Here is a 25,660-nt window from a genome sequence, read left to right as displayed (position 1 = left end):
TAAATTATGAACGCATGAGTGTTGTTTCCTAGTATACATATTACTTTTTACTTTACTTATACATCATAACTTGATTTGTTTCTTCTCCTGAATACCCATCTAGTTCTTCAAGCATCTTCTGGACTGCTTCTTTTATTTTTGGGCTTGAATAGTTGTCACGAGTTAAATAAAGTAATTTCTTTGAGAGGTCTACTCCAATAATTAAAACCAGATTTATAAAGTCTGGACTTAGGATATAATTAGCTAATTTTTCTGGGTCTCCTCCATAAGATGAAAAACCATATTTTGACTCTGCTTTTGCAAGTAATTTCTGAGCTTCATCTAATTTTTTCATATCCAGACTTACGGGCGTTAATACCTTACTCACTATATGCCGTAAGAAGTCAGGTTCTCCCAAATGATTCGCCTATTATAACTAATTTTAACTAGCCATATAAAAACTGTAGTTAAGAAGTTATTTGCTCTTTTCATCAACACTTATAAGTAGATATTTTAATTAATAACATAGGAAGTGAGAGGAGTCAAGATGTCATCCTCGAAGAGAAAAAAGAGGTCTATAGGTAAAGAAGAAGAACCTTTAAATGAGGTTGAGAAAAAACTTCGTGTATTGTATTCCGATAAAGAAGTAGTTGTAATGACTGCACCTAATGAAGAGGAGTTGAAGGAGATATTATTGGACTTATTAAGTCAAAAGCCTATGAATCTAAAAGAACTTCATTCCGCTTTATCAGGTATAGCTAGCGAAGATAAGATAAGAAAAGCATTATCGGATTTAGCGGAGAAAAACTTGGTCACATTATCCGAAGACGGGAAGTATGCTAAGTTAGGTTAGAATTCTTACTGGGCAAGTTTTCCATACTTTTGAACATAACTCCGCTTGTGACACTGTTAATATTCTATCCATAGCCTTACATCTCGCAACTAAACCTTTTTCAGTTCTAAACAATTCAAAATTTGGACACTCACTATCTAGAGTGCTTTCTAGCACGTTAATCTTATGGTAAAATGAGATCTCTTGTTCTACCCTCTCGTCCTCTGTGTATTGTTCAAGTCCGTCTTTTCTGGCCTTTTCCTCTTCGTTACCCATGTAATACCTGCAAGACTTATAGTTACCCTGACACCTTGAAGGTGATGTAACCGAATCGGAAGGAGATTCCAGTACGGGAGAAGTACAAAAACCTCCTTTGTAATGAGGGCATATATTACGTTTCTGCAACTTCTCTCACTATAATATGTACTCCTAATAAATTATCCTCGTCCTCCGAAGCCGTGGGTATAGTAACCTTATTAATCACAACTTTGTCTACTTTTTCGTTAATCTGCTTAAGTAACTCAGTTATTTGGGTTTCATCTACTTTTGTAGATCCCTTCATATCATCTACTATTAGGACTTCTACTCTTTTCATGGTTTAAACATTCAGTCAGAAAAAGATATAAACGCACTGGCTTATGCCATCTTGTGAATCCTATAAGAGATGCAAAGATTGAGTTTTCTAAGCTCATATCGGATAAGCTCGGTATTAGCTACGATGAAGTATTTAAAAACATCGAATATCCTACTAAGGACGACATAGGAGATCTGGCATTACCATTACCGGCAGTTACTAAAGATAAGGCTTTGATAAGTAAGGAATGCTCGGATAAGGGTCTGATGTTAATAAGAGAAATAAGGAAGATGGGGATTTACATAAACGCCTTTCTTGACGAGGGTAGTCTATTCAAACTTACATTTTCTAATCTTCAGGACGATTATGGAATAGAAAAGATTGAAAAAGGCTCAAAGATCGTAATTGAACATACTAGCGCTAATCCTATTCACCCCTTACATATAGGGCATTTAAGGAATTCTATTATCGGCGATACGATAGCCAGAATGCTGAGGTTAAGAGGACACAACGTTAACGTGAGATTTTACGTAAACGACGCTGGTAGACAAGTCGCTATATTAGCATTGGGTTATATGCTACTTGGAGAACCTGAACCACCCTCTAATGTTAAGTCTGATCACTGGTTTGGAACAATTTATTCAATAACCAATGTTTTGATAGAAATTAAAAGCATAAAGAAAGAACTTAGTTTGTTGAAAAACAACGATGACGAAAAATACAAAGAAAAAGTGAAGAGGCTTGTCGAACTTGTAGCTATTGCAGCCCAACAGCAGGAGAGGTATCCCGATATATTTAACAAATTAGCAGATGAAATAAACAAAATAGAAGATTTAGAGGTAGAGATACAAAATATAATAAGACAATATGAAAGCAAAAGCGATGAAAAGATAGTAGAGGTAATAAGAAAGATAGTGAAATACAATCTGAACGCGTTCGAAAAAAGTCTGTCAAAACTTCACATCACGTTCGATGCATATGATTATGAAAGTGACTTGTTGTGGAACGGGGAAGTAAGTAAGATAGTGAGCGAAGCCTTAAGTAAGTCTATCGATTATAAGGGTACTAAAGCACTTAGCCTTGAGCTAAGCAAAGAGGAAAAGGAAGGGCTGTCTATACCTACTGGGCTTCAACTACCGCCATTAGTTTTGGTTAGATCCGACGGAACTTCTCTTTACACTACAAGGGATATAGCATACACAATAAGGAAATTTAACGTATTCGAGGCGGACAAGGTAATTAATGTAATAGCGGAGCAACAAGCCGTTCCACAGATGCAGTTAAGGGCTTCTCTATATATACTAGGGTACACAAAATACGCTAGGAATTTAGTACACTACTCGTACGGAATGGTCAATTTACAAGGCATGAGGATGAGCGGTAGATTAGGGAGGTTTATTGCACTTGACGAGATAATAGAAAAGGTTGAGGAGGTAGCAAGGAAGAAGATACAAGAAAAAGGAGGCAACATGGAAAATGTCGGAGAGGTTGTAAATGCAGCTATTCGCTTTGCAATCCTTTCTGTGTCGGCAAATAAGCCAGTAACGTTTAACGTCAATAATGTAGTAGACTTTGACCAAAACAGCGGACCTTATCTGCAATACACATATGCTAGGGCTTTTAACATTCTATATAAGAATAATGAAAGATTGGAAATAGAGAAAGCTGACCTGAAAGACCTCGAAGGAGACAAAAGGAAGTTGTTAATACTGATTGCTAAGTTCCCCGAAGTATTGTCAAAAGCTTCAGACGAAATGAGACCTGAAGACTTAATAGACTTTTTGAAAAAGTTGTCAGATACCTTTAATAGATGGTATAATAACGAGAGGGTTTTGCAAGAGCAGGATCAGGGAAAGAGAATGACCAGACTATTTCTCGTCAAAGGTGTCGAGAGAGTTCTATTTAATGGGCTCAATGCGATAGGAATAAAACCTCTTGAGAGAATGTAAATACGGACCCGTAGCTCAGCCAGGATAGAGCGCCGGCCTGCGGAAAGTTGGAGAAAGCCGGCGGTCCCGGGTTCAAGTCCCGGCGGGTCCGCTATACTAGGCTTTCCTAACTTTAAGATATCGAGTACAGAAGGAAAAAACCCAGTTGATTTAATCTCATAAAAAAGAAGGTAAAAGGAAAGTTATTAATGTGTTCAGTGAAACTGAACACAATGCGAGTTGAAAACTTAATATCCCTTATTTTTCATCCCTCTGTTTCAACCGCTTTAGGTTTTATTATAATCTACTTAATACGTTGTAAAAACCTACCAGATCTATTAATATCCTTAATATTTTTCTCTTTTACACCTTTTCTAATTACTTTAATTTTAATGAGAAGAGGCAGGGTTTCTGATCTATTAGTTACAAGAAGAGAACAGAGAGGAAGAGTAATAACATTATCAATACTGGGTTACCTTATTGCGATAGCATTGATTTACATTTATGGAATAAATTTGCTCTTTTACGTGGCACTTTTGTATACTTTAAATTCTTTCCTTATCCTTTTAATTACATTAAAATATAAAATAAGCATTCACGTTGCAGTGCTCTCAGGTGTTTCAACTGTCCTTTCGTTTCTTGTAAGCGAGTATTTTGTTATAATGTATTTTATGACAGCCATAGTAGCGTGGGCTAGGGTTAAAGCTAAGGAACATGAGTTAAGTCAAGTGGTCTCGGCTTACGTTTTCTTTGCACTCCTTACTTACTTGGAGATAAACTTCATTTCTACTGATTTTCATATTTAACGGAGATAAAATTTAGAATGAATAAAGAATAATAACAAAAAACAATCTAACTTAATACAGCTTTACCTAAGGGAGCCTTCTTACCTATGATCTCAGCTATAACTTGTGATAAACCAGTATACCACGCTACTATTACGGTTAATATACCCATATAACCTCCAGCGTGAATCAATGATTGATTACCATTTATTGACCCTATACCTAGCAAGAAGAAAGTTATCCATAAAAACAGAAACGTTAGGAAAAGCGATAGATTAGCCCTAAAAGTCCCAAACCACATTATCAGTGTGAATATTCCAAACGCTATTAACAATAAGCCTATTCCTTGCGATGTTACGCTTCCGGTAAAACCCATAGCCGTAAACAAATACCATTCCCAAAAGGCTCCGTAAGTAAATAACGCTACATAACCGAACGTATTTCCGGCCCTCCACTCTATTACTCCCGCTACTAATTGAGCTAGTCCACCGTAGAAAAGGGCTAAGCCTAATACTACACCCTCTCCTTGTGCAGATAACAACCCCGCGTTAAAAGAGCTGAGTACTAGCGTAGTTAAGGCGAATCCGGAAAGCCCTAGAGGAGCTGGATTTACTCTTTTTCTTCCGTCATTACAAACCTAACAGTTTTAATTTATTTTATATTTAAATACGGCAAACTTAAAGAGATTTATAATGGTAGAAAACCTACCTTTTGAGGAGAGATATTACCAACCGCCTTATAAACAACTTTACAAAGAATCACTCGAAGAACCAGAAAAATTCTGGAGAAAAATGGCTGAAGAGATAGAATGGTTTTCATCATTCCAGAAAGTTCTCGACGAGAGTAATGCACCGTTCTACAAGTGGTTTATAGGAGGAAAAGTTAACATAACGTATAACGCTTTAGATCGTCACTTAAAGACTAAGGGGAATAAAGTAGCAATTTATTGGGAAAACGAAAAGGGCGAGAGCAGAAGTTTAACCTACTCACAACTCTATAATGAAGTAAACAGGTTTGCAAAAATACTACAAGATTTAGGTGTTCAAAAGGGAGACAGAGTCCTGATCTACCTTCCTTTGATGCCGGAATTGCCTATAGCAATGTTAGCGTGTGCAAGAATCGGTGCAATTCATAGCGTAGTGTTCTCAGGCTTTTCCACACAAGCTGTAGTTGACAGAATAAATGATGCTAAGGCAAAACTCGTTATAACTACTTCGCATACTATGAGGAGGGGTAAGAGGGTAGAACTCAAGAGAATAATAGACGAAGCTGTTTCTCAAACTCCAACAGTAGAAAAGGTTCTGGTCATTAAGAGGGACGAAGAGATAGAATTAAATGAAGAAAAAGACGTACTATATCAAGAATTGATAAAGAGAGTGGGTTATAAGAAAGTAGAGCCAGAAATGACTGATGCAATAGATCCCTTATTCATCTTATATACTTCTGGTACAACTGGAAAGCCTAAAGGTATTTATCACTTACATGGCGGTTACGGTCTCTGGACTTACTTAACCACTAAGTGGGTTTTTGATTTGAGAGACGAAGACGTGTTCTTCAACACTGCAGACATAGGTTGGATCACCGGACACTCATACATAGTTTACGGTCCCTTACAGAACGGTGCCACAGTGCTGATGTATGAGGGAGTTCCAGACTATCCTAACCCCGATAAATGGTGGGAGTTAGTAGAGAAGTATAATGTAACAGTATTTTACACTTCTCCAACGGCTGTGAGAACATTAATGAGATACGGAGAAGAGTGGGTAAAGAAGCACGACTTATCAAGTTTGAGATTATTAGGAAGCGTAGGAGAGCCTATCAATCCTGAAGCATGGAGATGGTATTTCAAGAATGTCGGAAGGTCTCAACTACCTATAGTAGACACTTGGTGGCAAACGGAGACGGGAGGTATAATGATTTCAGCAACTCCAGGGTTAGGGAATTACATGCTTAAGCCCAGTGCTAACGGACTTCCATTACCCGGAGTAGACGCTGATGTGTTTAATGATGAAGGTAAACCCACGAAACCGAGAGAGAAAGGCTATATAGTTATCAAGAGACCGTGGCCAGGTATGTTGGCTGGAGTATGGGGAGATCCAGAGAGATATATAAAGACTTATTTCTCTAAGTTCCAAGGAGTCTACTATCCAGGGGATTATGCAGTAAAGGACGAAGATGGATTCTTCTACATTTTGGGAAGAGCAGATGAGGTGTTGAAGATAGCAGGGCATAGAATTGGAACTAGGGAGATAGAAGACGTCTTAATCTCACATCCGGCTGTCGCAGAATCAGCCGTAATAGGTATACCAGATCCCGTTAGAGGAGAGGTAGCTGTTGCAGCAGTAGTATTGAAACAAGGATATCAACCCTCAGATGAATTGAGAAAGACGTTAATTGAATACGTTAGGAATAACTTAGGTCCCATAGTAGTGTTTGGCGGGTTATACTTCGTAAGTAAATTACCGAAGACCAGGTCAGGGAAGATAATGAGAAGAATTGTAAGAAGCGTAATCTCTGGGCAAACGTTAGGTGATATAACTGCACTAGAGGACGAAACATCAGTTGACGAACTGAAAAAGATCGCAGAGGAATTCTCTAAAGAGATTCAGAGTCAGAAGAATCAACAATAAACTCACTTTTTCCTTAATTTTTGATACAACGAGCGTATCTTACCTTTTTAAGTTGTGGTATATGGTAATACCATAGTTAATTCGGCTATGACTTATTTATATCATTTGAGAAGAATAGATGATAACTAATGCAAAAAGTACAGATCAGTGTACTCTCTCTCGCTAAGCTTAAGGTCATCAAACGTAATAACTCAGTCGAAGAGTTTAAGTCCGAAAAGATTTTTTCAAAGCTATCATTACCAGAAGAAGTGATTGACGGGATACTAAACGACATAGCCCAAAATGCAAAGGACAACGCAATAGACAGTAGGACGATAGCCGATATCGTTGAAAGGAACCTCATAGAACACTCATTAGACTATCCAGAGTTGATGGAGACGGCCAAACGTTTCGTCCTAGCAAGGATTTACAATCACGTTTTCGGCAAAGGCAAATGGAAGGATTTCGACCCAAAGGACTTACTGTTAACATACAATGCGTTGAAAGTCCTAGAAGCTAGGTATCTACTTAAGAACCCCGACACACTCCGCTACATAGAAACCCCGCAAATGATGTTCAGAAGAGTAGCCTCATTTCTGGCAAAAAACGAGGAAAGGAGGAAAGAAGTAGAGGAGAAGTTCTACGAGATAATGTCAGAACTTAAGTTCTTACCAAACACACCTACCTTAATGAACAGTGGTACAAGGCTAGGTATACTCTCAGCATGCTTCGTAATACCAGTCAGAGACTCAATGGTAACCCAAAACGGTGAAGGAATATACGACGCATTAAGGGCTATGGCAGTAGTTCATCAACAGGGAGGAGGTACAGGCTTCGACTTCTCAGAGCTAAGACCTAAAGGAGATGTAGTAGCCTCAACCGCTGGAGTAGCCTCAGGCCCCATATCCTTCATGAGGATCTTTGACGTGTCTACTGACGTAGTAAAGCAGGGTGGAAAGAGGAGGGGGGCAAATATGGGAGTAATGCACTGTTGGCATTCCGACATAGAGGACTTCATTAAAGCTAAGACTGGTCAGCTGAAGGACGTACAATTACAGAACTTCAACATATCAGTTGGCGTTTACGACTACTTCATGAAAGCAGTGGAGAGAGGTGAGACAGTCCCGCTAATTAACCCGAGAAAGACCAAGATCCCTGGTAAAGACTACGAGTACTACATTGTTAAGGCTAGAGGTTACATGGATGAGGAATGGATACAAGAAGAAATACTAAGAGAATTAGAGGAGAGAGGAGGTTCAGTTTACCTCGATGAAAGCATTATTATAACAGTTGACGAGGCTTTGGCTATTGCAGAAAAAGAGGGGGCTATAGTGAAGTGGGTAAATGCTAAGGATCTGTTTGATGAGATCGTTAAAGGTGCCTGGGACAGCGGTGACCCTGGTCTACTCTTCATAGACACTATTAACAGAAGGCACCCCGTATGGTACTTGGGCAAGATACAAGCTACTAACCCGTGCGGTGAAGAGCCGTTATTAGCATGGGAGAGTTGTAACTTAGGTTCAATTAACTTAGAGAAGTTCGTAGTAGAGAGGAACGGCAAACCAGTAATTGACTGGGAAGGATTAGCAGAAACTATACGTTACGGTGTGAGGTTGTTAGACAATGTGATCGATGCAAACCGTTACCCGCTCAAACAGATTGAGGAAGCTACAAAGAGAACTAGAAAGGTAGGACTAGGCGTTATGGGCTTAGCTAGAATGCTAATCAAGTTAGGCATTCAATACGACAGTATAGATGCTGTATACTTGTCTTACCAGCTAGCCAAGTTCATCTACTACCACGCTTTCAAAACGTCAATAGAGCTGGCTAAGGAGAAAGGCGTCTTCCCTGCATACGACCCAAGACGTTACAAAGACATATGGGAGAGTGCATTACCATTTGACCAACTCCTCTCAACGGTAGGTGTTGAAGGTAGAGTAAGTTCAGAAGTTAAAAAACTGACCGAGGTCGTTGACAAACTCGATTTTGACCAACTTAAAGGAGAGAGAATTAAACACGGTGTGAGAAACTCGACCGTCGTCTCGGTAGCTCCAACTGGTACTATCTCAATCATAGCAGGAACATCGTCCTCCATCGAACCACTATTCGCATTAGCCTTCATCAGGAACGTAGCTGTGGGTAAGTTTATAGAAATAGACCCGTTATTCCTCGAGTACCTGAGAAAATACGAGCTTGACGACCCAGAAGTAGTTAAGAAAGTTGCTGAAACTGGCATGATAGGAGAGAATCCCTTCATGCCCAAGAGTATGAGGAGGATATTTAGGACTGCACACGAAGTGCCACCAGAGTTCCACTTACTACACCAAGCCTCGTGGCAACAGTGGAACGACAGCGGTACGTCAAAGACTATTAACTTGAGAAGTGAAGAGCCTCCAGAAACTGTTGAGAAGGTGTACTTGCTGGCGTGGAAACTTGGTATCAAAGGTGTGACGGTTTACAGAGATAGATCTAAATCGCAACAGGTCATATACTTCGGCATAAAGAAGGAGAGGGAAGAAGCTGAGAAAAAGATGAAAGAGGAAAAGAAGATACAGTCTCCTCTGCCCTCCTCACTTAGGATATCCCAAAGCAAATATGTGGAGGTCTCGGAAACCTACAGCGGTGGTTGTAAGACTTGTGAGTTGTGAAACGCTAAGCATTATAATATTAATATTTTTTAATTATGACGGTGTATCATATTCTTGAGAAGGTTTGCAACTTACATTACCTTGTGAATATTCGGTTAAAGAGATTCTACCTGCTGTTAGGGCTTTGATAGCTGAGAAACTAGTTGTCGAAAATAACGTTTCGATCTACAAGACGGCGGAATTAATGGGTTTAACACCGGCAGCTGTAGAGAATTATATAAAAAAGAGAAGAGGTAATGCAATAAAGGATGTCTTGAAAAAAGATAAGAAGTTTATGGAAATGATAGAAGGTTTTATAAGGATTATTTCATCTAAGAACGGTAAAGACGGTGCTTCAATATCATCATATTATTGTATGTTATGTGCTGAAGGAAAAAGAGTACTGATTAAACAAGGTTATCAGATGTCACATTGTATAGTAGAGACTCTATCTTCAACTTATGATTTTTCGCTTGAGAAAACTTTCAAGTAATTTTCTGAGAGTGAGTTTTACATAAATTATACCGTTTTTCCGAATAGGTATTTTAACTCTGTCGAACTCAGGTTCTATTTTCTCAGCCTCATTTCCTTTTCCATCAAGTATAGATGCGGAAGAAATTCTAGCAGATAAGATCAGGTTAGCTGTTACAGGCTCGTCGTTTAGGTTCACTAATCCTAAAGTAAGTTCGTAATTCTTGTATCTAAAGAGAAATGGGACGATGCCGCTAGGATATAGTTTATAAAGAGAGAGATTAAAAGGCGGTTTACAGTCCAAGTGTATAATTGGAACCTTTAAGTTCCACACTAGTTCATACGGTTTGGCTTCTTTCCACGTGGTACTTTTAGTTACTATTACTTCTGAGCTACCCTCAACTCTTAATGATCTGTTGTCTTTAAACAGTACGATCTCTGATGCAGTGGCAAAGGTTATTGCTTTATGAAGTTCCACTGAGAAGAAATTAGATTTTCCTTCTACTTTCTCGTCAAAATTTAGTATAAACGGGTTCATATAATAGTAGGTGGGGTTGTAGAAGGGTATATCTATCGAAAACGGAGGAGTTTTCTTGTCTAGTTCATGTTCTCTAAACTTTAAACCGTCGATTGTTGTCAGCTCTCCACTTTCCATAATGACTTTTTTACCTTCTAGCCAATCCTTTCTTGTCCAAGGAGAAGGATTAAAATAGCTCTCTCCTTCTTTACAATTTATTAGATCTCGGATTAATCCTACTAACACTTCGCTGTTGATCTTAAAGTCCCAGCCTCTCTGTTCTTTCTTGATCGGTGTCCTAACGTATATAGGTTCAGTATTATTTCTAAGACTCATACTGGTAGTTATCGAACTCCCATCAGGTCCAATTATTTTAGCATATTCACTCCAGAATATTTTTTCTGGACTAAGATAGTTTAACAATTGTGGGAGCTGTTCTATGTTTAGGTCACTTTCTTCTAATTCCACTATTGGAAAATAAGGTAATGGGTAATCAGCGGCTACCTTTAACAAATCATTTGGCTTCATAAGCGGTCAAGCTCATCATCTTAAGAGATCCGACAAATGCCTTTTCATCATAAATTCAGGATCGGGGGTAATTCTTCATTCTTTTCGATATTATTTCCGCCACTTTCTTGCCTTCCACTTTACCTCTAACTTTGGACATTACTTTACCCATTATTACATTAAATGCTTTATCCCCTTTCTCCTCGATAATTCTTATATTTTCTTGGATTACTTGATCTACGATCTTCTCCAGTTGTTCATCACTAATCTTAGAATATTTCTCCATGAGTTTATTTATATCTTCCTTCGTTAAGGAATATTCTAGCAATATTTCAGGAATTGAGTCCTTACTTATCTTGTCTTCGTAAAGTAACTTTATCATGTACTCTAATAAGTCATCGGTAATTATTGATATATCTCCTCCCTTAGACTTTACGTACTTTAAGTTGACCTCCAGTACTGAGGCAATCACGGATGGAGAAACTTTAGGAGAATATTTATTCACAAGCTCTTCAAAAAGGTCTATTTTGGTACTGTTTAACATCGCAGTAGCAAGCTCTTTACTTAACCCCAGATCCACAAACTTTTTCAGTTTACTTTCAGGCTTCTCAGGCATAAAAGTCTTTGCTAATTCTATTATCTTAGAGTCAATTCTTCTAGGCGGTATATCTGTCTCTGGGTACATTCTGGCAGAACCGGGCTGAGGTCTCATAAACTTTGTAGTTCCGTCCTCTAGAGCAGTCCTCGTCTCTTTTGGGATCCCTTCCAGAGCGTATAAAATACGGTCTCTTATCGTATCGAGAGCCAGTTGTAACCTAGCTTTATCCCCGACTACCAGTACGAAAGCGTCTTCTTCACTTACATTTAATGCTTTCTTTACCTTGTCTACTTCTTCCTGAGATATTCCATAATTGGGTAATTCATCTGAGTGAAATAGTCCCCCTAGACCGGCTAAAACTCTCACGTAATCTGCAACTTCCGTTCCGAACCTTCTGTTTTTCATTAGTTCCCATCCGAAAATCCCTCTAAACTTAGGTATCTTAACTCCGTAGACTAAAGCTCCCTTTTCCAGTTCTTTCTTTACCAGTCTACTATTTGTGGAAGCAAAGATCGAAGTTAGGTCTGTAGGCTTATAATTTTCAAGAATCAACTCTTTAGTAACTCCTCTTCTCTGAGTTAACTCTTCTTTGATCTTTAATAACTCGTACTGTCTCCTCGCTTCGTTTCTTATTATCTCCGGGACGAGCTCTAATCTCTGAACTCCCTTGATTTCAGTCTTAACTCCACCCTGAATAGATACGTTTAGGTCTTGTCTTATTGTCCCTATTCCTCTTTTTACTTTTCCGGTCATTCTCAATAACTGACCAATTGCAAAGGCTACCTTTTCAGCTTGTTCTGGTGTATGTATGTCTGGGGCTGTGGAGATCTCTATTAACGGTACGCCTAGCCTATCTAGGTTGTAGACGATTTCATCTTTATTATCACTTATTTTTCTCGATGCGTCTTCTTCTAGGGCAATTGTTTGTATACCTATCTTATTACCATCTACTTCTATGTATCCTCCCAAAGCTATAATAGCTGTTCTCTGAAATCCGGAAGTATTGGAGCCATCTATAACTATTTTCCTCATTACGTAAACTTCGTCAACTAACGTGCTGTGGAGTGAAAGGGCTATGGCCGTGACTATGCCCAAAGCCTCTTCGTTGATCAAATGAGGGGGCTCCTCGTCGCATTCGACAAGGCATGAGTTTTTGGGTAACTTATAAACATATTTCTTACCTTTTTGCCACTCGAACAAAGCAGCTATATCTACTTCTCCTAACTCGCTGAATGAGGGTCTTAAATACCTCTCTAATGATGCATGAAAGGTTTCATTTAGAGATGTATCACAGTTGCAGAAGAGTTTGTGAGAGGTATTTAATTGCTGATGTATTTCCAATCCTACTTTTAACCCTAACTTACTGTAATCTAATTCTGTCATGATACCACCTGGGATACATTTCGGGAACGTGAATCGGATTAATTTCTCCTACAAAATTAGTGAGCATAAGCTCTTTAACCTTATCTAAGTCTGTTTCATGAGCTAAAACCCACATGAGCTTGACCAAAGCTGTTTCAGGTAACATATCCTCTAAAGGTACTACCCCAGCTTCCTGAAGGAGTCTTCCCGTAGTATAAACGTTCATGTTTACCCTCCCGAACAAGCACTGTGAAGTCATCCCTACAAATATACCGTCCTTAGTAGCTTTCTTGAACGCATTATAAAATTCGGAGGACGTGTGTCCTAAACCAGTTCCCTCGACTATAATACCTTTTACACCCTTATTCATTAAGTAATCGATTATGTCCGGCAATAGACCAGGGTAGTACTTTAATAGGAAGACGTTAGGGTCGAACTTAGCGTCTACTTCGTTTGCGTCCTTCTTCCTTATGTAATCGTCTCTGAGAATCTCCATTTTTCTTTCCCTATAATACACCTTAGCTAATGGGAGGTCATTAACACTTTGGAATGCGTCTCTTCTACTTGTATGCATTTTTCTAACTTTTACACCTCTGTGGACTAGGGTGTAAGTATCGGATGATTCCCCATGCATATTAACCGTAACTTCAGCAAACGGAGCATCTTTTGCTACCAGAACGGAGGTCAAAAGGTTTATAGGCGCGTCGCTGCTTGGTCTATCACTACTCCTCTGAGACCCTACCATAACTACCGGTCCGGTTAGGCTCTTAAGCGAGAATGCTAAAGCTGATGCTGTGTAAGCCATAGTATCAGTTCCGTGAGCGACAACTACTCCTTTTGCTCCCTTATCTAAAGCATTCTTTACTTCGTTTGCTATTTTTATCCAGTATTCAGGCTTCATATTCTCGCTAAGTATGGAAAACAAAACTTTTGCGTCAATTTTAGCTATCTCGTTTATCTCAGGCATGAACTTGAGAATTTCTTCAGTTGTCAAAGCAGGTCTTACAGCACCGGTATCGTATTCTATTTTGCTTACTATAGTGCCTCCAGTGCTGATTATAACGACTTCACTCTTGTCTTTAACCGCTTTCTCCTCTGCCCTTTTCTCCTCTCTTTTTTCTCCTCTCTTTATCAGCTTAACTTCGGATATACTATCTACGGATATACCGATGTTATATCCGTTATCAAGTTTTATGACTAAAATGTCATCAGATGAAGAATAAGAGGGCATTATAATTCCTTTTAGTATTACCCCATTTTTTGTAAGCTCTATGGTATCCCCTTCTTGTAAGTTAAATTTCTTTAAAAAATCAAGTGCCTTACCTGCGTAAGTTTCAGACATAATAAAAGGAGAAAAACTGGGACTAAAAATCTTTACCTAGCTTTAGCTTGTGATGCCTTAAGTACTCTCTTCTCGTACTCTAGCTTGTTCCTAACTCTCGGCACTTCTTTGTGCTTCTCCTTTTTAGGCATTTTAGGTGTAGCGTTCCTTACTTTACCAGCCTTTGTTAATGAACCGTGAGATGGCATAAATAAAATGTGGTAAAGGAAAAATTTAAACTTAAATGTTAAATAATGGGTTTGATAATTGATGAAAATATACTTAGTAGAGCACGCGATAGGATCCTTTGCATATGACGAGCAAGGGAAGCTATTAGATTATGTATTAAATCCTAAAGATTTAGGTAAGGTTGTGGAAGCTCTTATAGAAAACGAGAAGGGAACTCCCCTACCCTCAGCAAAAGAATTAATAAGTAAGTTAAGGTCAGACGAGGTTGTAGTCGAGAATGAGGCTGAAATACCAGAGCTTCAAAAGAGCGGAGTGAAGGCATCAGTAGAAATTCATAATATTGGAAGTAAGACTTTCAGGCAATCTCTTCCTAAAGTAGCTTTAGAAACTAAGTTTGTCTCGTCGGAAGAAGAACTTTACTCCTTCTTGTATGAAGTATCCTTTGAATATACAAGAAGGAAACTAAGGGGCGCAGCAAGTAAAAGGGATCTACTAGCGATTCAGGCTATAAGAGCAATTGACGATATAGATAAGACTATCAACTTATTCTCCGAGAGATTAAGGGAATGGTACAGCATCCATTTCCCAGAATTGGATAATTTAATTGACGATCATGAATTATATGCATCAATAGTTTCCAAGTTCGGCTATAGAGACGAGATAAATGAGGAAGGACTGATAGAATTGGGATTAAGCAAAGAGAAATCACAGAGACTTCTTACTGCGGCTAAAAAAAGTATTGGAGCAGATGTTACAGATGTAGATATTAAGTCAGTTAGAATGCTAAGTGATACTATCTTAGAGTTATACAGAATTAGAAGAGAGCTAACTGATTATATAGAGTCGGTAATGAAAGAAGTTGCTCCGAATATAACCGCACTTGTGGGGCCTACTCTGGGAGCTAGGCTTTTAAGTTTAGCAGGAAGTCTTGAGGACTTAGCTAAAATGCCAGCAAGTACTATACAAGTCTTAGGAGCTGAAAAAGCACTCTTTAGGGCGTTAAGAAAGAAAGGTAGACCACCAAAGCACGGTGTCATCTTTCAATATCCCGATATTCACACATCCCCCAGATGGCAGAGGGGTAAAATTGCTAGAGCTTTAGCAGCAAAGTTAGCAATAGCTGCTAGAGTAGATCAGTTCAGCGGTAGGTTCATTGGTGATAAGTTAAATGAGGAACTTAAGAAGAGGATCGAAGAGATTAAGACAAAGTATGCTCAGCCTCCACCTAAAAAAGTCCAGGAGCAACAGCAACCTAAGCCGAAACAAAAAGGTAAAAAGGATGAAAAGAGAAAAAAGAAGAACAAGCGAGAGTGAGAAATTATGTCAGAAGTAGTCAAGGTTGAGAAAAGCGAGTTTGATAACATCTATGAGTGCGTATACAATGACGGGACTGTAAGGCTTTGTACGAAGAATCTAGCACCAGGCCATAATGTTTACGGCGAGAGATTGATCAAAGTAAACGGTATTGAATATAGGGAATGGAACTCCTTTAGAAGTAAGCTTGCAGGAGCAATTCAGAAAGGGCTTAAACACAATCCAATAACAAGGAATGCAAAGGTTCTTTATCTAGGAGCTGCTTCAGGAACAACTCCAAGTCACGTATCGGATATTGTTGAAATGCAAGGTAAAGTTTATGCTGTTGAGTTCTCTCCTAGAGTAGTCAGGGAACTTATTCTGGTTGCACAGCACAGACCTAATTTATTCCCTATTTTGGCAGACGCTAGATTTCCACAATACTATAGGGCTCTAGTTGAGGATGTTGATGTGGTTTATGTAGATATTGCACAGCCAGATGAGACCGATATAGCAATTTATAACGCTGAGTTTTTCTTGAAGGATAAAGGTTATCTAATGATGGCAATAAAAGCCAGAAGTATAGACGTAACTAAAGATCCCAAAGAAATCTATAAGAGTGAGGCTAAAAAATTAGAAGAAAAAGGATTCGATGTGATCGAAGTAATTCAACTAGACCCTTACGACAAAGATCACGCGATGGTATTGGCGAGACTTAAGTGAAACCATGTTCGATAAAATTTTCGACATAGGAATTAAAGGAACTATTTCTTATTACCCACAAGAATTCGTAACGTTAAAGCAAGCTCTAGACGGTAACAATTACGTAAAAGTTAATGGCGGTTTTAAACACTACTTCAAGAAGGAAGAGTTAGAAAAACTATCTAAAAATCTCCCCCTTTACTTATGGGATTTAGTTAAGATCCCTTTTGTAATTGTTAAAACTCTAAATCCAGGTGAGTATGTTTTAAATGGTTCAGAGTGGGAAAATAAGGCAATTTCTATGTTATTGAAGAAAGATATAAAAAGTTATATGACAATAGGTGATGTAGAAAAGATTATAAAAGAATATAAGTCTCTCGTGTTTATTACATTAAGTCCATTAGGCTCTCTTGGTAGTGGTGATGAAAACGATGAGTACTATTAACGAGATAGAAAGAGTTTTGTTAAGGGGGTATTATGATTATTCTATCATTCACTATCCAGAAAAAAACAAATCTATAGATATAATTGCAAGAAAGAAGAGCGATAGTGCAGATAACTCGCGTTCATTTATATTAAAAGTAACTTCCAGCAAATACGTCCATAACAGCAAACTAGTAAAAGACTTAAAGAAAATGGCTACGTTAAGTGGCGCATTACCTATCTTAATAGACGATCAGGTAGACGAGGAAGTTATAAATGATAGGGATAAGGTGTTGGTAATGAGCTCCACTACGTTTGAGAAAGTAGTTAGCGGTGAGAAAATATTCTTGCTAAAAACCAGAGGGGGTATTTTCGTAAAGATAAACTCTAAAGAACTTAGAAAGATAAGAGAAGAAAAAGGTATGAGCTTGGGTGAATTAGCAGAGAAGCTGGGAGTATCTAGGATTTCGATTTATGATTATGAAAAAGAGGACTCCTACGTATCAATTGACGTAGCCGAAAAACTAGTAGATATGTTCGGAGAGAGAATATTAGGGGACATAATAAGTGATTTTAAGACAGAAGATGTAAAAGTTGATGACAAGGATTTGGATGTAGGGAATGATAGAGATGTAACAAGCTTATTAGTTAAAAAGTTAGCGGGAAACGGATATAAGATAGTCAGATTTAATTTTACTACTGTAGACCTTGCGGCTTCCAGAGATAATAAAAAGATGTTCTTCTGTATTGAAGCAGAAAACGTTTCAACTTCTCTAAAGAAATTTAATGAGGCAAGTAAGTTAGTTTCTAAAGTTAACGGTGAACTAGTGGTCATTGCCAAAACATCTAAGACGCTCAAGGCTTATGAAAAAGAGAGTTTCAATGCATACACTGTAGAAGATATAGATAAGATTGAAAATGAAATTAACTAAAATACGGGAAGGAAAAGCTGAAATTTTAGTCCCAGATCCTAAAGAATATGAAAAAGAAGGTAAGTTCGATCCTAGTTGGGCTCCGGTTTTCTACAACCCAAGAATGGAATTGAATAGAGACATAAGTGTGCTATTTTTGAATATAATTAGACCTAGACGCATAGTAGATGCACTGTCAGCAACTGGAATAAGAGGAATAAGGTACTTTAAAGAGGTAGAAGGCGTCGAAGAAGTGATATTTAATGATTTAAGTAAAGAAGCTGTTGAATTAATAAATGAAAATATAAAGATCAATAACATTAGAGGTAAGGTATTTAATAAAGATGCAAACTCCTTACTTTATGAAGTTAAAGCTGACTTCATAGACATTGATCCCTTTGGAACACCTGCACCTTTCCTACCAGCATCTTTCCACTCAGTTATAAGAGGGGGCTATGTTGGGATTACTGCGACTGATCTATCAGCTCTAGTTTGTTCCTCTAAATCCTCAGCCAGAAGAAAATATGATATTATTTGTGATAGACTAAGTTTTTCGAAAGAGGTAGGAATAAGGGGGCTAATAGGAAAAGCGATAAGGGAAGCTGCAGTAGTAGAGAAAGCTGCAATACCAGTATTCTCCTTCTATAATGACTACTATTATAGGGTGTTTTTTAAGGTAGAAGGTGGTGCTAAAAAGGCAGACAGTTTACTTTCTAGACTAGTTTACTATTATGAATGTCCAAAGTGTGGTTATAGAGATAAGTCAGTTTATTATCAACATGCCACATGCCCCAAATGTGGGACATCAATGAAAGCTTACGGCCCTGCTTGGGATGGGGAAATTTACGATAAAAGTATGATCAACAAGATTAAAGAGGGATTAGTTCACTTTAATTATCTATCTACATTTAGTACTATATCTAGGTTAATCTCGATAATTTCAGTCGAAGCAGAATACAAAGAACCTTATTATAAACTTGATTTTATTTCGCCCAGATTGAAAAGAAACGTACCACCTAAAGATAAAGTCATAAAATGTTTAAATGAAGCTTCAGCTACTCACTTTGATACTGTAGGAATAAAAACCAGTAAAAACTTTGAAGAAGTTATAGAGTGTATTAAGGTTAACTAGCTCCTTTTATGTTCATTAGTATAAACTTAGATAAGTAGGTACAAGTTGTGGGTGAGACCACACTTCCATTTCCACATTTAGTCAAATTCTTGCACGTAAAACAAGGTATCTCAATTATATTGTCTAAGTTAACCGTTATGAGCGTCGGCTCCTCATTAATAAAATACTTAACAACTGTCTTGCCATTTTCTTTAACTGAGTTCTTCCTTATAACTTTCTTGTTCATTAACTTACGTATGGCGAGATTAGCTGTCCTACTATCAAGTCCGAGTTCCTTAATGAGTTCTTTTAAGGGAATTCCTTTTTCGCCCGCCTCCTTTATCTTTTGATAAATAAGATCCTCATATGATGAAGAACTTGACTCCATTCTAAAATCACCGAATTATCAATAAATATATATATAGTTTAAGGCTTATTTATTTTTCCCTCTCATAATTTTACTTCTATGTCGAAGTTGCTGATTATTTCTTTGTATCTATTTCTTATGGTTACTTCTGTAATATTTAGTGCTTCGGCCACCTCTTTTTGAGTTCTCTTTACATCCATCAATGTACTTATTAAGTACACACTGGCAGCCGCAAGTGCAGTATAACCCTTTCCACTCGTAAGTCCGTTTTTATGCATTAAATCGACTAGTTCTGATGCTTTAGTAGAGACGTAAGGAGGTAAGTTTAACTTTTCAATTATTTTCGGTATATATTCAGTAGGTTTGATAGTAGGCTTAAAACCTTGAACGCTTTTAGCCACGCTTTGAATTCTCTCTAGAGCTTTCCACAAATCGGACGAGGAGACATTATATAAACTTTTTATCTCTTGCAATGACTTGGGAATCTTGTTAACCTGGCAAGAATAGTATAGGATTCCAGCAATTAGAGTATACATATCGATTCTCTTAGCTTTTCCTTCTTCTATTATCCTCCTTGTCAGTAACGCTGCAGTTTCCTTTACATGATCAGGTAAGTTTAGTTTAGAGGCTTCGCTATTTAATACCGACAAGTAAGTTACTAACTTTCTCTCCTTAGCAAGTACTCTTAATTTGTTTTGCATCAGTATCAATCTATGTATCTTAGCCTTGTCCTTGACTTTGGTATATCCGATTTTTGTTGTTATGCCAAAATCGTGTACCTTAGCCGTTATCGGAGACCCTGTTCTCTCCCTTTCCATACGATCTTCAGTCGTATACGCTCTCCACTCTGGTCCCTGATCTATTATCATATCCTCTATGACGAACCCGCAACGGGTACATACGTGAAATCCTCTCTCATGATCAAAAGTTATCGAATCAGAAGAACCGCAATTAGGACACTTAATCATTTTCTTCTACCTCCTTTCTTTCTTTCTACAATTTCAATGAACAATTTCTCGGTAGGCTTCTCGTTAGTAAGGGGTTCAGCCAAAATGAACGGTCTATTTACATTACCTATAATGTCTAAAACTTTTGCTATCCTTTTTCCACTTTCTGTAACTATAATCTTTCCTATATAGTTATACTTAGAGTAGTCCATCTCTCTTTTTCCTTCAATTAGCCATTTATTAACTAGACTGTTTTTATAGAAATTTCCAGTTTCAAGAAGTCTAATTTTTGTCATAGGATCCACATCTCATTTTGTATATTAGATAGTATTTATAATAATACCAGCATGAGAGAACGAAAAATGGCGTTCTGCTTGGGATTTAGATTATGGGTTAAATACTTTATTAACCTACGGCTACTTATAAATAAAAATAAATCTTCATACATTAAAGTGATAAGTGAATGTCAACAGCTGAATCCTCAGAGGACGAGATTCAACAAAAGCTCTCACTAGCATATGAGCAGATAAGAAAGTTAAAAGAGAAGAAGGAAAAGTTGATTGAAGAAGTTAAGAAACTAAAAGAAAAAAGGAGGGAAAAAGTAGAAAAAATAAGATCTATAAGAGAACAGCTCATGCAAGTTAGGGAGGAGTTAAAGTCCAAGGTCGAGGAAATAAGACAGCTAAAAGCGCAGAAGCAAAACTTAGTTCAAGTAATCAGCGAGATAAGAAAGGAGTTTGAACAGCTTAAGAATGCAGAGAAAGTAAAAGAGAAGTTAGATCCGGTTCAGATAATGAAAAAAATTGAACAGCTTGAGTGGAAGTTACAAACATCTACTCTTTCACTTGAAGAAGAAAAGAGAATTATTCTTAAAATAGCAGAACTCGAAAGGAAGTTACAGACTGCTAAGAAACTAGCTTCTTTAAAGGAAAAGAACGTAGAAAGTAAAGCAGAATTGTTAGCTAAGAGAGTGGAACTATCTAATATAAGGCAAAAAATGTTAGAATTAGGTAGCCAAGTTGCTGAGAAAAGAAAACTTCTGCAACAACTGAAAGCGGAGAGAGACAAACTCAAAAAAGAATTAGAGGACATAAATAATCAGATAAAAACAATAAGTGATCAGATTGTAATTATTAGGACAGATATAGAAAATAAATCAAAAGAAATTCAACAGCTCAAAGATGAGTTAAAGAAGATCAAGGAAAGTATAAAGAATGCTAAGAATGTGACAGAGATATACCAAAATCAGATAAAGGCTAATCCAGTGAATAAGGAGATGATTGAGAGCAAAAGGAAAGAGATCGAAGAGAAATTGAAGACTAACAAGAGGCTTTCGTTTGATGAACTTTTAATACTATACTACAACCAAAATGATGATAATGGAGAAGATTCTGGTAATATACATTGATATTGACGATGATTTAGGCAGGATTGGAATCAAGACACCAGTTATAGGAGAGTCAGAAGTATCTCAAGCGATTAGGATCGCTGAGGAGAAAATTCCCACCGACTCAGATCTAAACACTATGATAGTGGCTTATAATATATTCAAGAAAATGCGCAATGAAGGGCAAAACGTAGATATCGCATTTATTTCAGGTAGTGAAGGCAGTTCATTGGAAAGTCAGTTACAATTTTCAAAAAAACTGGATGATGTAATAGAAAAAGTAAATCCATCTAAGGCTATAGTAGTATATGATAGTCCTGAAGATGCAAAAGCTATCCCAATAATTCAATCGAGGCTTCCCATCGCAGGTATAGAGAGAGTTTTGGTAGAGCAGTATAGGGGAGTTGAAGAGACTTATGCTCTGCTTGGGAGGTATATAAAGAGAGCCTTATCAGAACCCAGATTTTCACGGATTTTTTTAGGAGTACCAGGGATCATTTTGTTTATATTAGGTCTCTTTTCCCTGCTTAATTTAACAGCTTATGCCGGTCCTATAATCATGATGGTTATAGCAACAGCACTCATAATTAGAGGTTTGGGAATAGATGATTTAATAGAAAGTTGGTGGGAAAACTCTACTATTATGGTTATAGTATCAATTATTGCATTAATTTCTCTTATCGCCGGTATAGTAAACGGTTATTTTGTTTTTATCAGCTTGAAAACTTATGATGCACTCACGGAATTTCAGGTTCTATTAAGTATACTTCCCTATGTTGTTTTTGCTTCTGTAGTTCTATTCGGAGGTAAGGCTGTTAACAAAATAATAGCTAAAGATATAAAAGTGTGGCATGATATTTTTAGGATCTTTTCGACAGTCATAATATATTACATTATAGTGGTAGTGGCTAAAAACCTAGAACAGAATTCAACAGAAGTAGGTTTACAAACTATTTATTCCTTATCTATAACTACACTCGTTTTAATCTCTGTGTATATACTTATGAATATAATAGAAAAATATAAGTTCAACTCTACTTCTGCTCCTTCTTAGTTTCAGTTTTTTCTTCTGTTTTTGTCCCTAATTTATCCCTAATTTCGACGGGTAAATCTTCTACTTTTATTACTTTAGCTTTTCTAGGAAGCTTCTTTACAAGTCTGTTTAAAATGAGATATGCGTCTGGCGGATTAGACTCTTCAAGTCTAGACTTGAAGACACGGATCTTTACAAAATGATCCGGACTTATTTGAACATATTGATATTTCTGATGTTTTAATGCCATGTTTCTCACCTATTCAACACTTTCTTAAAACTCTAACTCTTCTTCCTCTACCGGTCTTATACAGTCTAATTCGGCAAGCCTGTCGAAAATTCTTTTTACAGCCTTATGTACCTCGTCTTCTCTCTTTGCTCCAGTAATTACCATTTTTCCGCTACTGAATATGAGTAAAACTACTCTAGGCTCGTCCATTCTATATATTAAACCTGGGAACTGTTCAGGCTCGTACATGTTATTTTCAAGGAGAAATGCTGCCTTATCCAAATTAACTATTACATGAAGGTTAGCTGATGCAACTATGTTTTGAATCTGTATCTTAGGTTTTCCGGTAAGTTGCATTCCGTATTTTTTAAGCGTCTTTATAATTCTCTTTACTGCCTTGATCAATTCATCAGTACTTTTAGCTCCGGTTACTACCATTTTACCTGACTTGAAAATTAATGAAGTAACCTTGGGAGATTCAAGTCTGAAAATTAAACCTGGAAACTGATCAGGGTCATATTCAACGTTTGGAACGCTTCTCTCCATTGCGTAAAGGTCTAACGACTGTTCAAGGGTTACAGTAGCTACTATATTCTCGATATTAACTACTGCCTTATAGGGTATTTCTGATATTTAGACCACCTAAAAATAGTTTATAAAGACATTTATAAATAACTTGTTTTTTAAAGGATGAGGTCTTTTAAAAGACTGAGTTCAGGGAACTCCATTATTCCTTGTCCTTCTATAATCCCGTAAGGTTTAGTCTTTTCTAGTACTCCGTTTTTTCTCATTAAAGGTGACATATAATTCGTGTGAATTAACGAGATGTCGTTACCAGACTGATAAGTTCCGGTTGCAGGTAATACAATGGCTGTTGCTCCTTCATTCAGTGGTACCTTTAAGAAACACTGAATTTTATGTGCAAATCCCAGCTTATCCCTTATGCTCAATCTTGGATGTTCATGACCTATTATATAAATACGACCCTTCTCTATTGATATCTCTTTATGACCGTGAAAGATGATTATTTTATCATAAACAATTTCATCTAGAAGTTCTACATTATCAAATTTCTCTAGAAGTGAGGAAAGGTAATTGTCATGATTACCCCTTATAACTTTTAACTCCACTCCTTCCTCTTTAAGCGTTGTAAGTATTTCTGTAAGTTCAGCCCTCTCTTGCTTGCTTAATTTACTAAATGAATGTTTAAAATCACCGTTCACGACTAACTTATTAGTTTTAAAGACTTTAAGAGCTCTCTTGTATACTGTTAGGAATCTTTTCTTCTGAATTTTAGGTATAAAAATTCCCTTGGAAGCCATGTCCTCCTCATAACCTATATGAACGTCAGATAAAACTACGGCGTTCAGTGGTTTTACGTAAACTACAGGTAAGTCTTCAGCAATAAAAATCTCAGAAGCTAAATTCATCATATCCTTACTTATGAGTGTAATACTAAATCTTAAATCTAATAAATCTCTCTTTCATAAGTGTCTCTGTTAAAGCTAATCGGCCTAGGCTTGTCCAGTAAGTTCCTGACTAAAAAGGCTATAGAAGAGTTATCCTCTTCAGATATAATATATTTAGACTCCTATACATCCCTATCGTGTGACATTGATGAAGAGTTAATCTCGAGTCTAACGGGGAATAATGTTCATGTATTTACAGCGAATCGTTCACTATTGGAGAATAATTTCAAGACAATTCTCCAATATCTAGATGAAGGAAAAAACGTTGCCATCGCTACCATAGGTGATCCTATGATAGCAACTACCCATATTAGTCTAATAACAGAGGCTAAGAATAGAGGTCACGAATTTCTAATTGTTCCGGGTGTTTCGGTTCACTGTTACATGATCTCGAAAAGCATGTTATCCTCTTATCGTTTCGGAAAGTCCGTAACTATAGTTTACCCTTTTGGTGATAAAATAGATACGACACCCTATTATGTCCTTAAGGAAAATCAAGAGCGTAAGCTTCATACTGTTTTTTACTTAGATATAAGAGACGATAAACCAATGAGTGCAATAGAAGCTGTGTCATTATTACTTAAAATGGAAGAAATGGAGAAAATGAGAGTTATTTCACGAGACGATGTGATAATTGTGGGACAAAGATTGGGCTGTCAAGACGAAGAAGTCGTAGCAATGAAACTTAGCGATGTGGTTAATTATCAGTTTAAGCCCCAACCACATATAATAGTTTATCCCTCTAAGTCCCTACACTTCATGGAAAGCGAGGGGTTAAAATGTTTGATGAAGAGGTAAAAAATAGGGCTGAAAAGTATATTAGAGGAATGGAGGAAAGACTTAAGAAAGTTCCATCATTCTTTATAGAAAAATATAGAAAGATTTATGATTTAGCACGACAATATACGCAGGATGCCAAATACTATCTGGAAAAGGGAGACTATATAACTGCTCTAGTAGATATAGTCTATGCTGAAGGTCTGCTAGATTCTATTGCTTTCAACGAGAATATAAATTTAGAATTACAAATACCGAAGAAAGTATTTGTAGCAGGAACGTTTGACATTATTCATCCTGGACACATAGAACTACTTAAAGAGGCGTCTAAATACGGGTTAGTACATGTAGCTGTAGCTAGGGACAAAAATTCGGAAAAAATAAAGGGAAGAAGACCCATAAATGACGAAAATCATAGATTAGAGGTAATAAGAAGCATAAGATATGTTTACGAAGCCTTCCTAGGCGACGAAAACGACTTCCTAAAGAGTGTGGAACGAGTGCGTCCTGACGTGTTATTCTTAGGACCAGATCAGAAAGTCGATGAAAGTAAATTAATTGATGAGCTTAAAAAAAGAGGTTTAGAAAACGTTCAAATTATGCGATTACCTCAAAGGATATCCACGTATGAACATTCGAGTACATCTTCTATAATTCAAGAGATAATAAAAAGGTATTGTAATAAAAAAGATGATAATAAAAAGGAATAGAA

28 protein-coding genes, 1 tRNA gene and 1 pseudogene are annotated in these 25,660 nt (G+C 37.2%); 16 read left to right on the top strand and 14 right to left on the bottom strand.

The annotated features are described in order from the left end of the window. Positions 1-52 precede the first annotated feature (52 nt). Positions 53-397 carry a hypothetical protein gene (locus tag WIW52_RS02420; protein ID WP_337701055.1) on the bottom strand — a complete coding sequence of 115 codons (345 nt, stop codon included), beginning with the start codon at positions 395-397 and terminating at the stop codon, positions 53-55. Positions 398-526: 129 nt separating this feature from the next. On the opposite strand from WIW52_RS02420, the gene WIW52_RS02415 reads away from it, so the two are divergent. Then, complete coding sequence (locus WIW52_RS02415) at positions 527-832, top strand: hypothetical protein (protein WP_337701057.1); 306 nt, start codon at positions 527-529, stop codon at positions 830-832. Here the strand turns inward: WIW52_RS02415 and WIW52_RS02410 are convergent. After that, entirely contained in the window at positions 824-1,216 is a 393-nt protein-coding gene (locus WIW52_RS02410) for a hypothetical protein (protein WP_337701059.1), read from the bottom strand. The genes WIW52_RS02415 and WIW52_RS02410 overlap by 9 nt on opposite strands. Continuing rightward, the gene (locus WIW52_RS02405; RefSeq protein ID WP_156005950.1) at positions 1,203-1,406 is read right to left on the bottom strand and encodes a hypothetical protein; all 204 of its coding nucleotides are present in this window, start codon (positions 1,404-1,406) and stop codon (positions 1,203-1,205) included. The genes WIW52_RS02410 and WIW52_RS02405 overlap by 14 nt, the downstream gene beginning before the upstream one ends. A 53-nt stretch (positions 1,407-1,459) precedes the next feature. Here WIW52_RS02405 and WIW52_RS02400 point away from each other — a divergent pair, with 53 nt between their 5' ends. From WIW52_RS02400 to WIW52_RS02390, 3 genes are all read left to right on the top strand, one after another. Further along, entirely contained in the window at positions 1,460-3,334 is a 1,875-nt protein-coding gene (locus WIW52_RS02400; protein WP_337708369.1) for an arginine--tRNA ligase, read from the top strand. Positions 3,335-3,338: 4 nt separating this feature from the next. Next, positions 3,339-3,425 (top strand) — tRNA-Arg (locus tag WIW52_RS02395). 280 nt (positions 3,426-3,705) lie between these two features. Next, on the top strand, positions 3,706-4,119 hold the full coding sequence (locus WIW52_RS02390; RefSeq protein ID WP_337708367.1) for a hypothetical protein: 414 nt from the start codon (positions 3,706-3,708) through the stop codon (positions 4,117-4,119). A gap of 46 nt (positions 4,120-4,165) precedes the next feature. Here WIW52_RS02390 and WIW52_RS02385 read toward each other — a convergent pair. Continuing rightward, a pseudogene (locus WIW52_RS02385) lies at positions 4,166-4,720 on the bottom strand (acetate uptake transporter); the annotation flags it as partial. A 70-nt stretch (positions 4,721-4,790) separates the two neighbouring features. Here WIW52_RS02385 and acs point away from each other — a divergent pair. The 3 genes from acs to WIW52_RS02370 all read left to right on the top strand — a co-directional run bounded on the left by acs (position 4,791) and on the right by WIW52_RS02370 (position 9,827). After that, positions 4,791-6,728 (top strand): acetate--CoA ligase, encoded by a 1,938-nt coding sequence (acs, locus tag WIW52_RS02380; protein WP_337708366.1) that lies wholly within the window; start codon positions 4,791-4,793, stop codon positions 6,726-6,728. A gap of 128 nt (positions 6,729-6,856) precedes the next feature. Next, complete coding sequence (locus WIW52_RS02375) at positions 6,857-9,355, top strand: adenosylcobalamin-dependent ribonucleoside-diphosphate reductase (protein WP_337708365.1); 2,499 nt, start codon at positions 6,857-6,859, stop codon at positions 9,353-9,355. A gap of 64 nt (positions 9,356-9,419) precedes the next feature. After that, a complete protein-coding gene (locus WIW52_RS02370; protein WP_337708364.1) occupies positions 9,420-9,827 on the top strand; it encodes a transcriptional regulator in 408 nt (135 codons plus the stop codon). Here WIW52_RS02370 and WIW52_RS02365 read toward each other — a convergent pair. Genes WIW52_RS02365 through WIW52_RS02350 form a run of 4 tightly spaced genes read right to left on the bottom strand, consistent with a single transcriptional unit; the run spans position 9,789 to position 14,319 of the window. Beyond that, a complete protein-coding gene (locus WIW52_RS02365) occupies positions 9,789-10,850 on the bottom strand; it encodes a hypothetical protein (RefSeq protein ID WP_337708362.1) in 1,062 nt (353 codons plus the stop codon). The two genes, WIW52_RS02370 and WIW52_RS02365, sit on opposite strands and share 39 nt — an antisense overlap. Before the next feature lie 55 nt (positions 10,851-10,905). Continuing rightward, on the bottom strand, positions 10,906-12,810 hold the full coding sequence (gatE, locus tag WIW52_RS02360; protein WP_337708360.1) for a Glu-tRNA(Gln) amidotransferase subunit GatE: 1,905 nt from the start codon (positions 12,808-12,810) through the stop codon (positions 10,906-10,908). Then, a complete protein-coding gene (gatD, locus tag WIW52_RS02355) occupies positions 12,788-14,131 on the bottom strand; it encodes a Glu-tRNA(Gln) amidotransferase subunit GatD (protein ID WP_337708358.1) in 1,344 nt (447 codons plus the stop codon). Before gatD ends, gatE begins: the two co-directional genes overlap by 23 nt. A 32-nt stretch (positions 14,132-14,163) precedes the next feature. Further along, entirely contained in the window at positions 14,164-14,319 is a 156-nt protein-coding gene (locus WIW52_RS02350) for a 30S ribosomal protein S30e (protein ID WP_156005929.1), read from the bottom strand. Between the two features lie 61 nt (positions 14,320-14,380). Between WIW52_RS02350 and WIW52_RS02345 the strand changes: the two genes are divergently transcribed. From WIW52_RS02345 to WIW52_RS02325, 5 genes are read left to right on the top strand one after another with little or no spacing between them, the layout of a single operon-like run. Beyond that, positions 14,381-15,613, top strand: a complete 1,233-nt coding sequence (locus WIW52_RS02345) for a C/D box methylation guide ribonucleoprotein complex aNOP56 subunit (RefSeq protein ID WP_337708356.1) — start codon at positions 14,381-14,383, stop codon at positions 15,611-15,613. A 6-nt stretch (positions 15,614-15,619) separates the two neighbouring features. Then, positions 15,620-16,315 carry a fibrillarin-like rRNA/tRNA 2'-O-methyltransferase gene (locus WIW52_RS02340; protein ID WP_337708355.1) on the top strand — a complete coding sequence of 232 codons (696 nt, stop codon included), beginning with the start codon at positions 15,620-15,622 and terminating at the stop codon, positions 16,313-16,315. Positions 16,316-16,319: 4 nt separating this feature from the next. Then, positions 16,320-16,739: a DUF61 family protein gene (locus tag WIW52_RS02335; protein WP_337708354.1), complete on the top strand. Its 420-nt coding sequence runs from the start codon at positions 16,320-16,322 to the stop codon at positions 16,737-16,739. After that, positions 16,726-17,649 (top strand): helix-turn-helix domain-containing protein, encoded by a 924-nt coding sequence (locus WIW52_RS02330; RefSeq protein WP_337708353.1) that lies wholly within the window; start codon positions 16,726-16,728, stop codon positions 17,647-17,649. The genes WIW52_RS02335 and WIW52_RS02330 overlap by 14 nt, the downstream gene beginning before the upstream one ends. Beyond that, positions 17,636-18,760, top strand: a complete 1,125-nt coding sequence (locus WIW52_RS02325; RefSeq protein WP_337708352.1) for a tRNA (guanine(26)-N(2))-dimethyltransferase — start codon at positions 17,636-17,638, stop codon at positions 18,758-18,760. Before WIW52_RS02330 ends, WIW52_RS02325 begins: the two co-directional genes overlap by 14 nt. On the opposite strand, the gene WIW52_RS02320 is transcribed toward WIW52_RS02325, so the two are convergent. The 3 genes from WIW52_RS02320 to WIW52_RS02310 form a co-directional block, all read right to left on the bottom strand. After that, entirely contained in the window at positions 18,753-19,127 is a 375-nt protein-coding gene (locus WIW52_RS02320; protein ID WP_337701087.1) for a winged helix-turn-helix domain-containing protein, read from the bottom strand. The genes WIW52_RS02325 and WIW52_RS02320 overlap by 8 nt on opposite strands. 62 nt (positions 19,128-19,189) lie before the next feature. Then, positions 19,190-20,071 (bottom strand): transcription initiation factor IIB, encoded by an 882-nt coding sequence (locus WIW52_RS02315; protein ID WP_337708416.1) that lies wholly within the window; start codon positions 20,069-20,071, stop codon positions 19,190-19,192. Then, on the bottom strand, positions 20,071-20,349 hold the full coding sequence (locus WIW52_RS02310) for an H/ACA RNA-protein complex protein Gar1 (RefSeq protein WP_337708351.1): 279 nt from the start codon (positions 20,347-20,349) through the stop codon (positions 20,071-20,073). The genes WIW52_RS02315 and WIW52_RS02310 overlap by 1 nt, the downstream gene beginning before the upstream one ends. Before the next feature lie 167 nt (positions 20,350-20,516). Here WIW52_RS02310 and WIW52_RS02305 point away from each other — a divergent pair, with 167 nt between their 5' ends. Beyond that, positions 20,517-21,461, top strand: coding sequence for a coiled-coil protein (locus tag WIW52_RS02305; protein ID WP_337701093.1), 945 nt, complete (start codon positions 20,517-20,519; stop codon positions 21,459-21,461). Continuing rightward, positions 21,433-22,494 carry a DUF373 family protein gene (locus WIW52_RS02300; RefSeq protein WP_337708349.1) on the top strand — a complete coding sequence of 354 codons (1,062 nt, stop codon included), beginning with the start codon at positions 21,433-21,435 and terminating at the stop codon, positions 22,492-22,494. The genes WIW52_RS02305 and WIW52_RS02300 overlap by 29 nt, the downstream gene beginning before the upstream one ends. On the opposite strand, the gene WIW52_RS02295 is transcribed toward WIW52_RS02300, so the two are convergent. Genes WIW52_RS02295 through WIW52_RS02285 form a run of 3 tightly spaced genes read right to left on the bottom strand, consistent with a single transcriptional unit; the run spans position 22,475 to position 24,135 of the window. Beyond that, positions 22,475-22,723 carry a DUF5622 domain-containing protein gene (locus WIW52_RS02295; RefSeq protein ID WP_337708347.1) on the bottom strand — a complete coding sequence of 83 codons (249 nt, stop codon included), beginning with the start codon at positions 22,721-22,723 and terminating at the stop codon, positions 22,475-22,477. The genes WIW52_RS02300 and WIW52_RS02295 overlap by 20 nt on opposite strands. 24 nt (positions 22,724-22,747) lie before the next feature. Continuing rightward, entirely contained in the window at positions 22,748-23,326 is a 579-nt protein-coding gene (locus tag WIW52_RS02290) for a TATA-box-binding protein (RefSeq protein ID WP_156005905.1), read from the bottom strand. Positions 23,327-23,385: 59 nt separating this feature from the next. After that, positions 23,386-24,135: a metallophosphoesterase gene (locus tag WIW52_RS02285; RefSeq protein WP_337708346.1), complete on the bottom strand. Its 750-nt coding sequence runs from the start codon at positions 24,133-24,135 to the stop codon at positions 23,386-23,388. A gap of 57 nt (positions 24,136-24,192) precedes the next feature. On the opposite strand from WIW52_RS02285, the gene dph5 reads away from it, so the two are divergent. Next, positions 24,193-24,969: a diphthine synthase gene (gene dph5 / locus WIW52_RS02280; protein ID WP_337701100.1), complete on the top strand. Its 777-nt coding sequence runs from the start codon at positions 24,193-24,195 to the stop codon at positions 24,967-24,969. Next, positions 24,951-25,658 carry a DUF357 domain-containing protein gene (locus WIW52_RS02275; RefSeq protein ID WP_337708344.1) on the top strand — a complete coding sequence of 236 codons (708 nt, stop codon included), beginning with the start codon at positions 24,951-24,953 and terminating at the stop codon, positions 25,656-25,658. Before dph5 ends, WIW52_RS02275 begins: the two co-directional genes overlap by 19 nt. Positions 25,659-25,660: the final 2 nt, after the last annotated feature.

Origin of the sequence: Stygiolobus sp. RP850M (genome assembly GCF_037389295.1) — an archaeon.
Taxonomy (GTDB): domain Archaea; phylum Thermoproteota; class Thermoprotei_A; order Sulfolobales; family Sulfolobaceae; genus Stygiolobus.
Note: the sequence above shows the minus strand (reverse complement) of the source record. Positions and strands in the feature narration are given on the sequence as shown.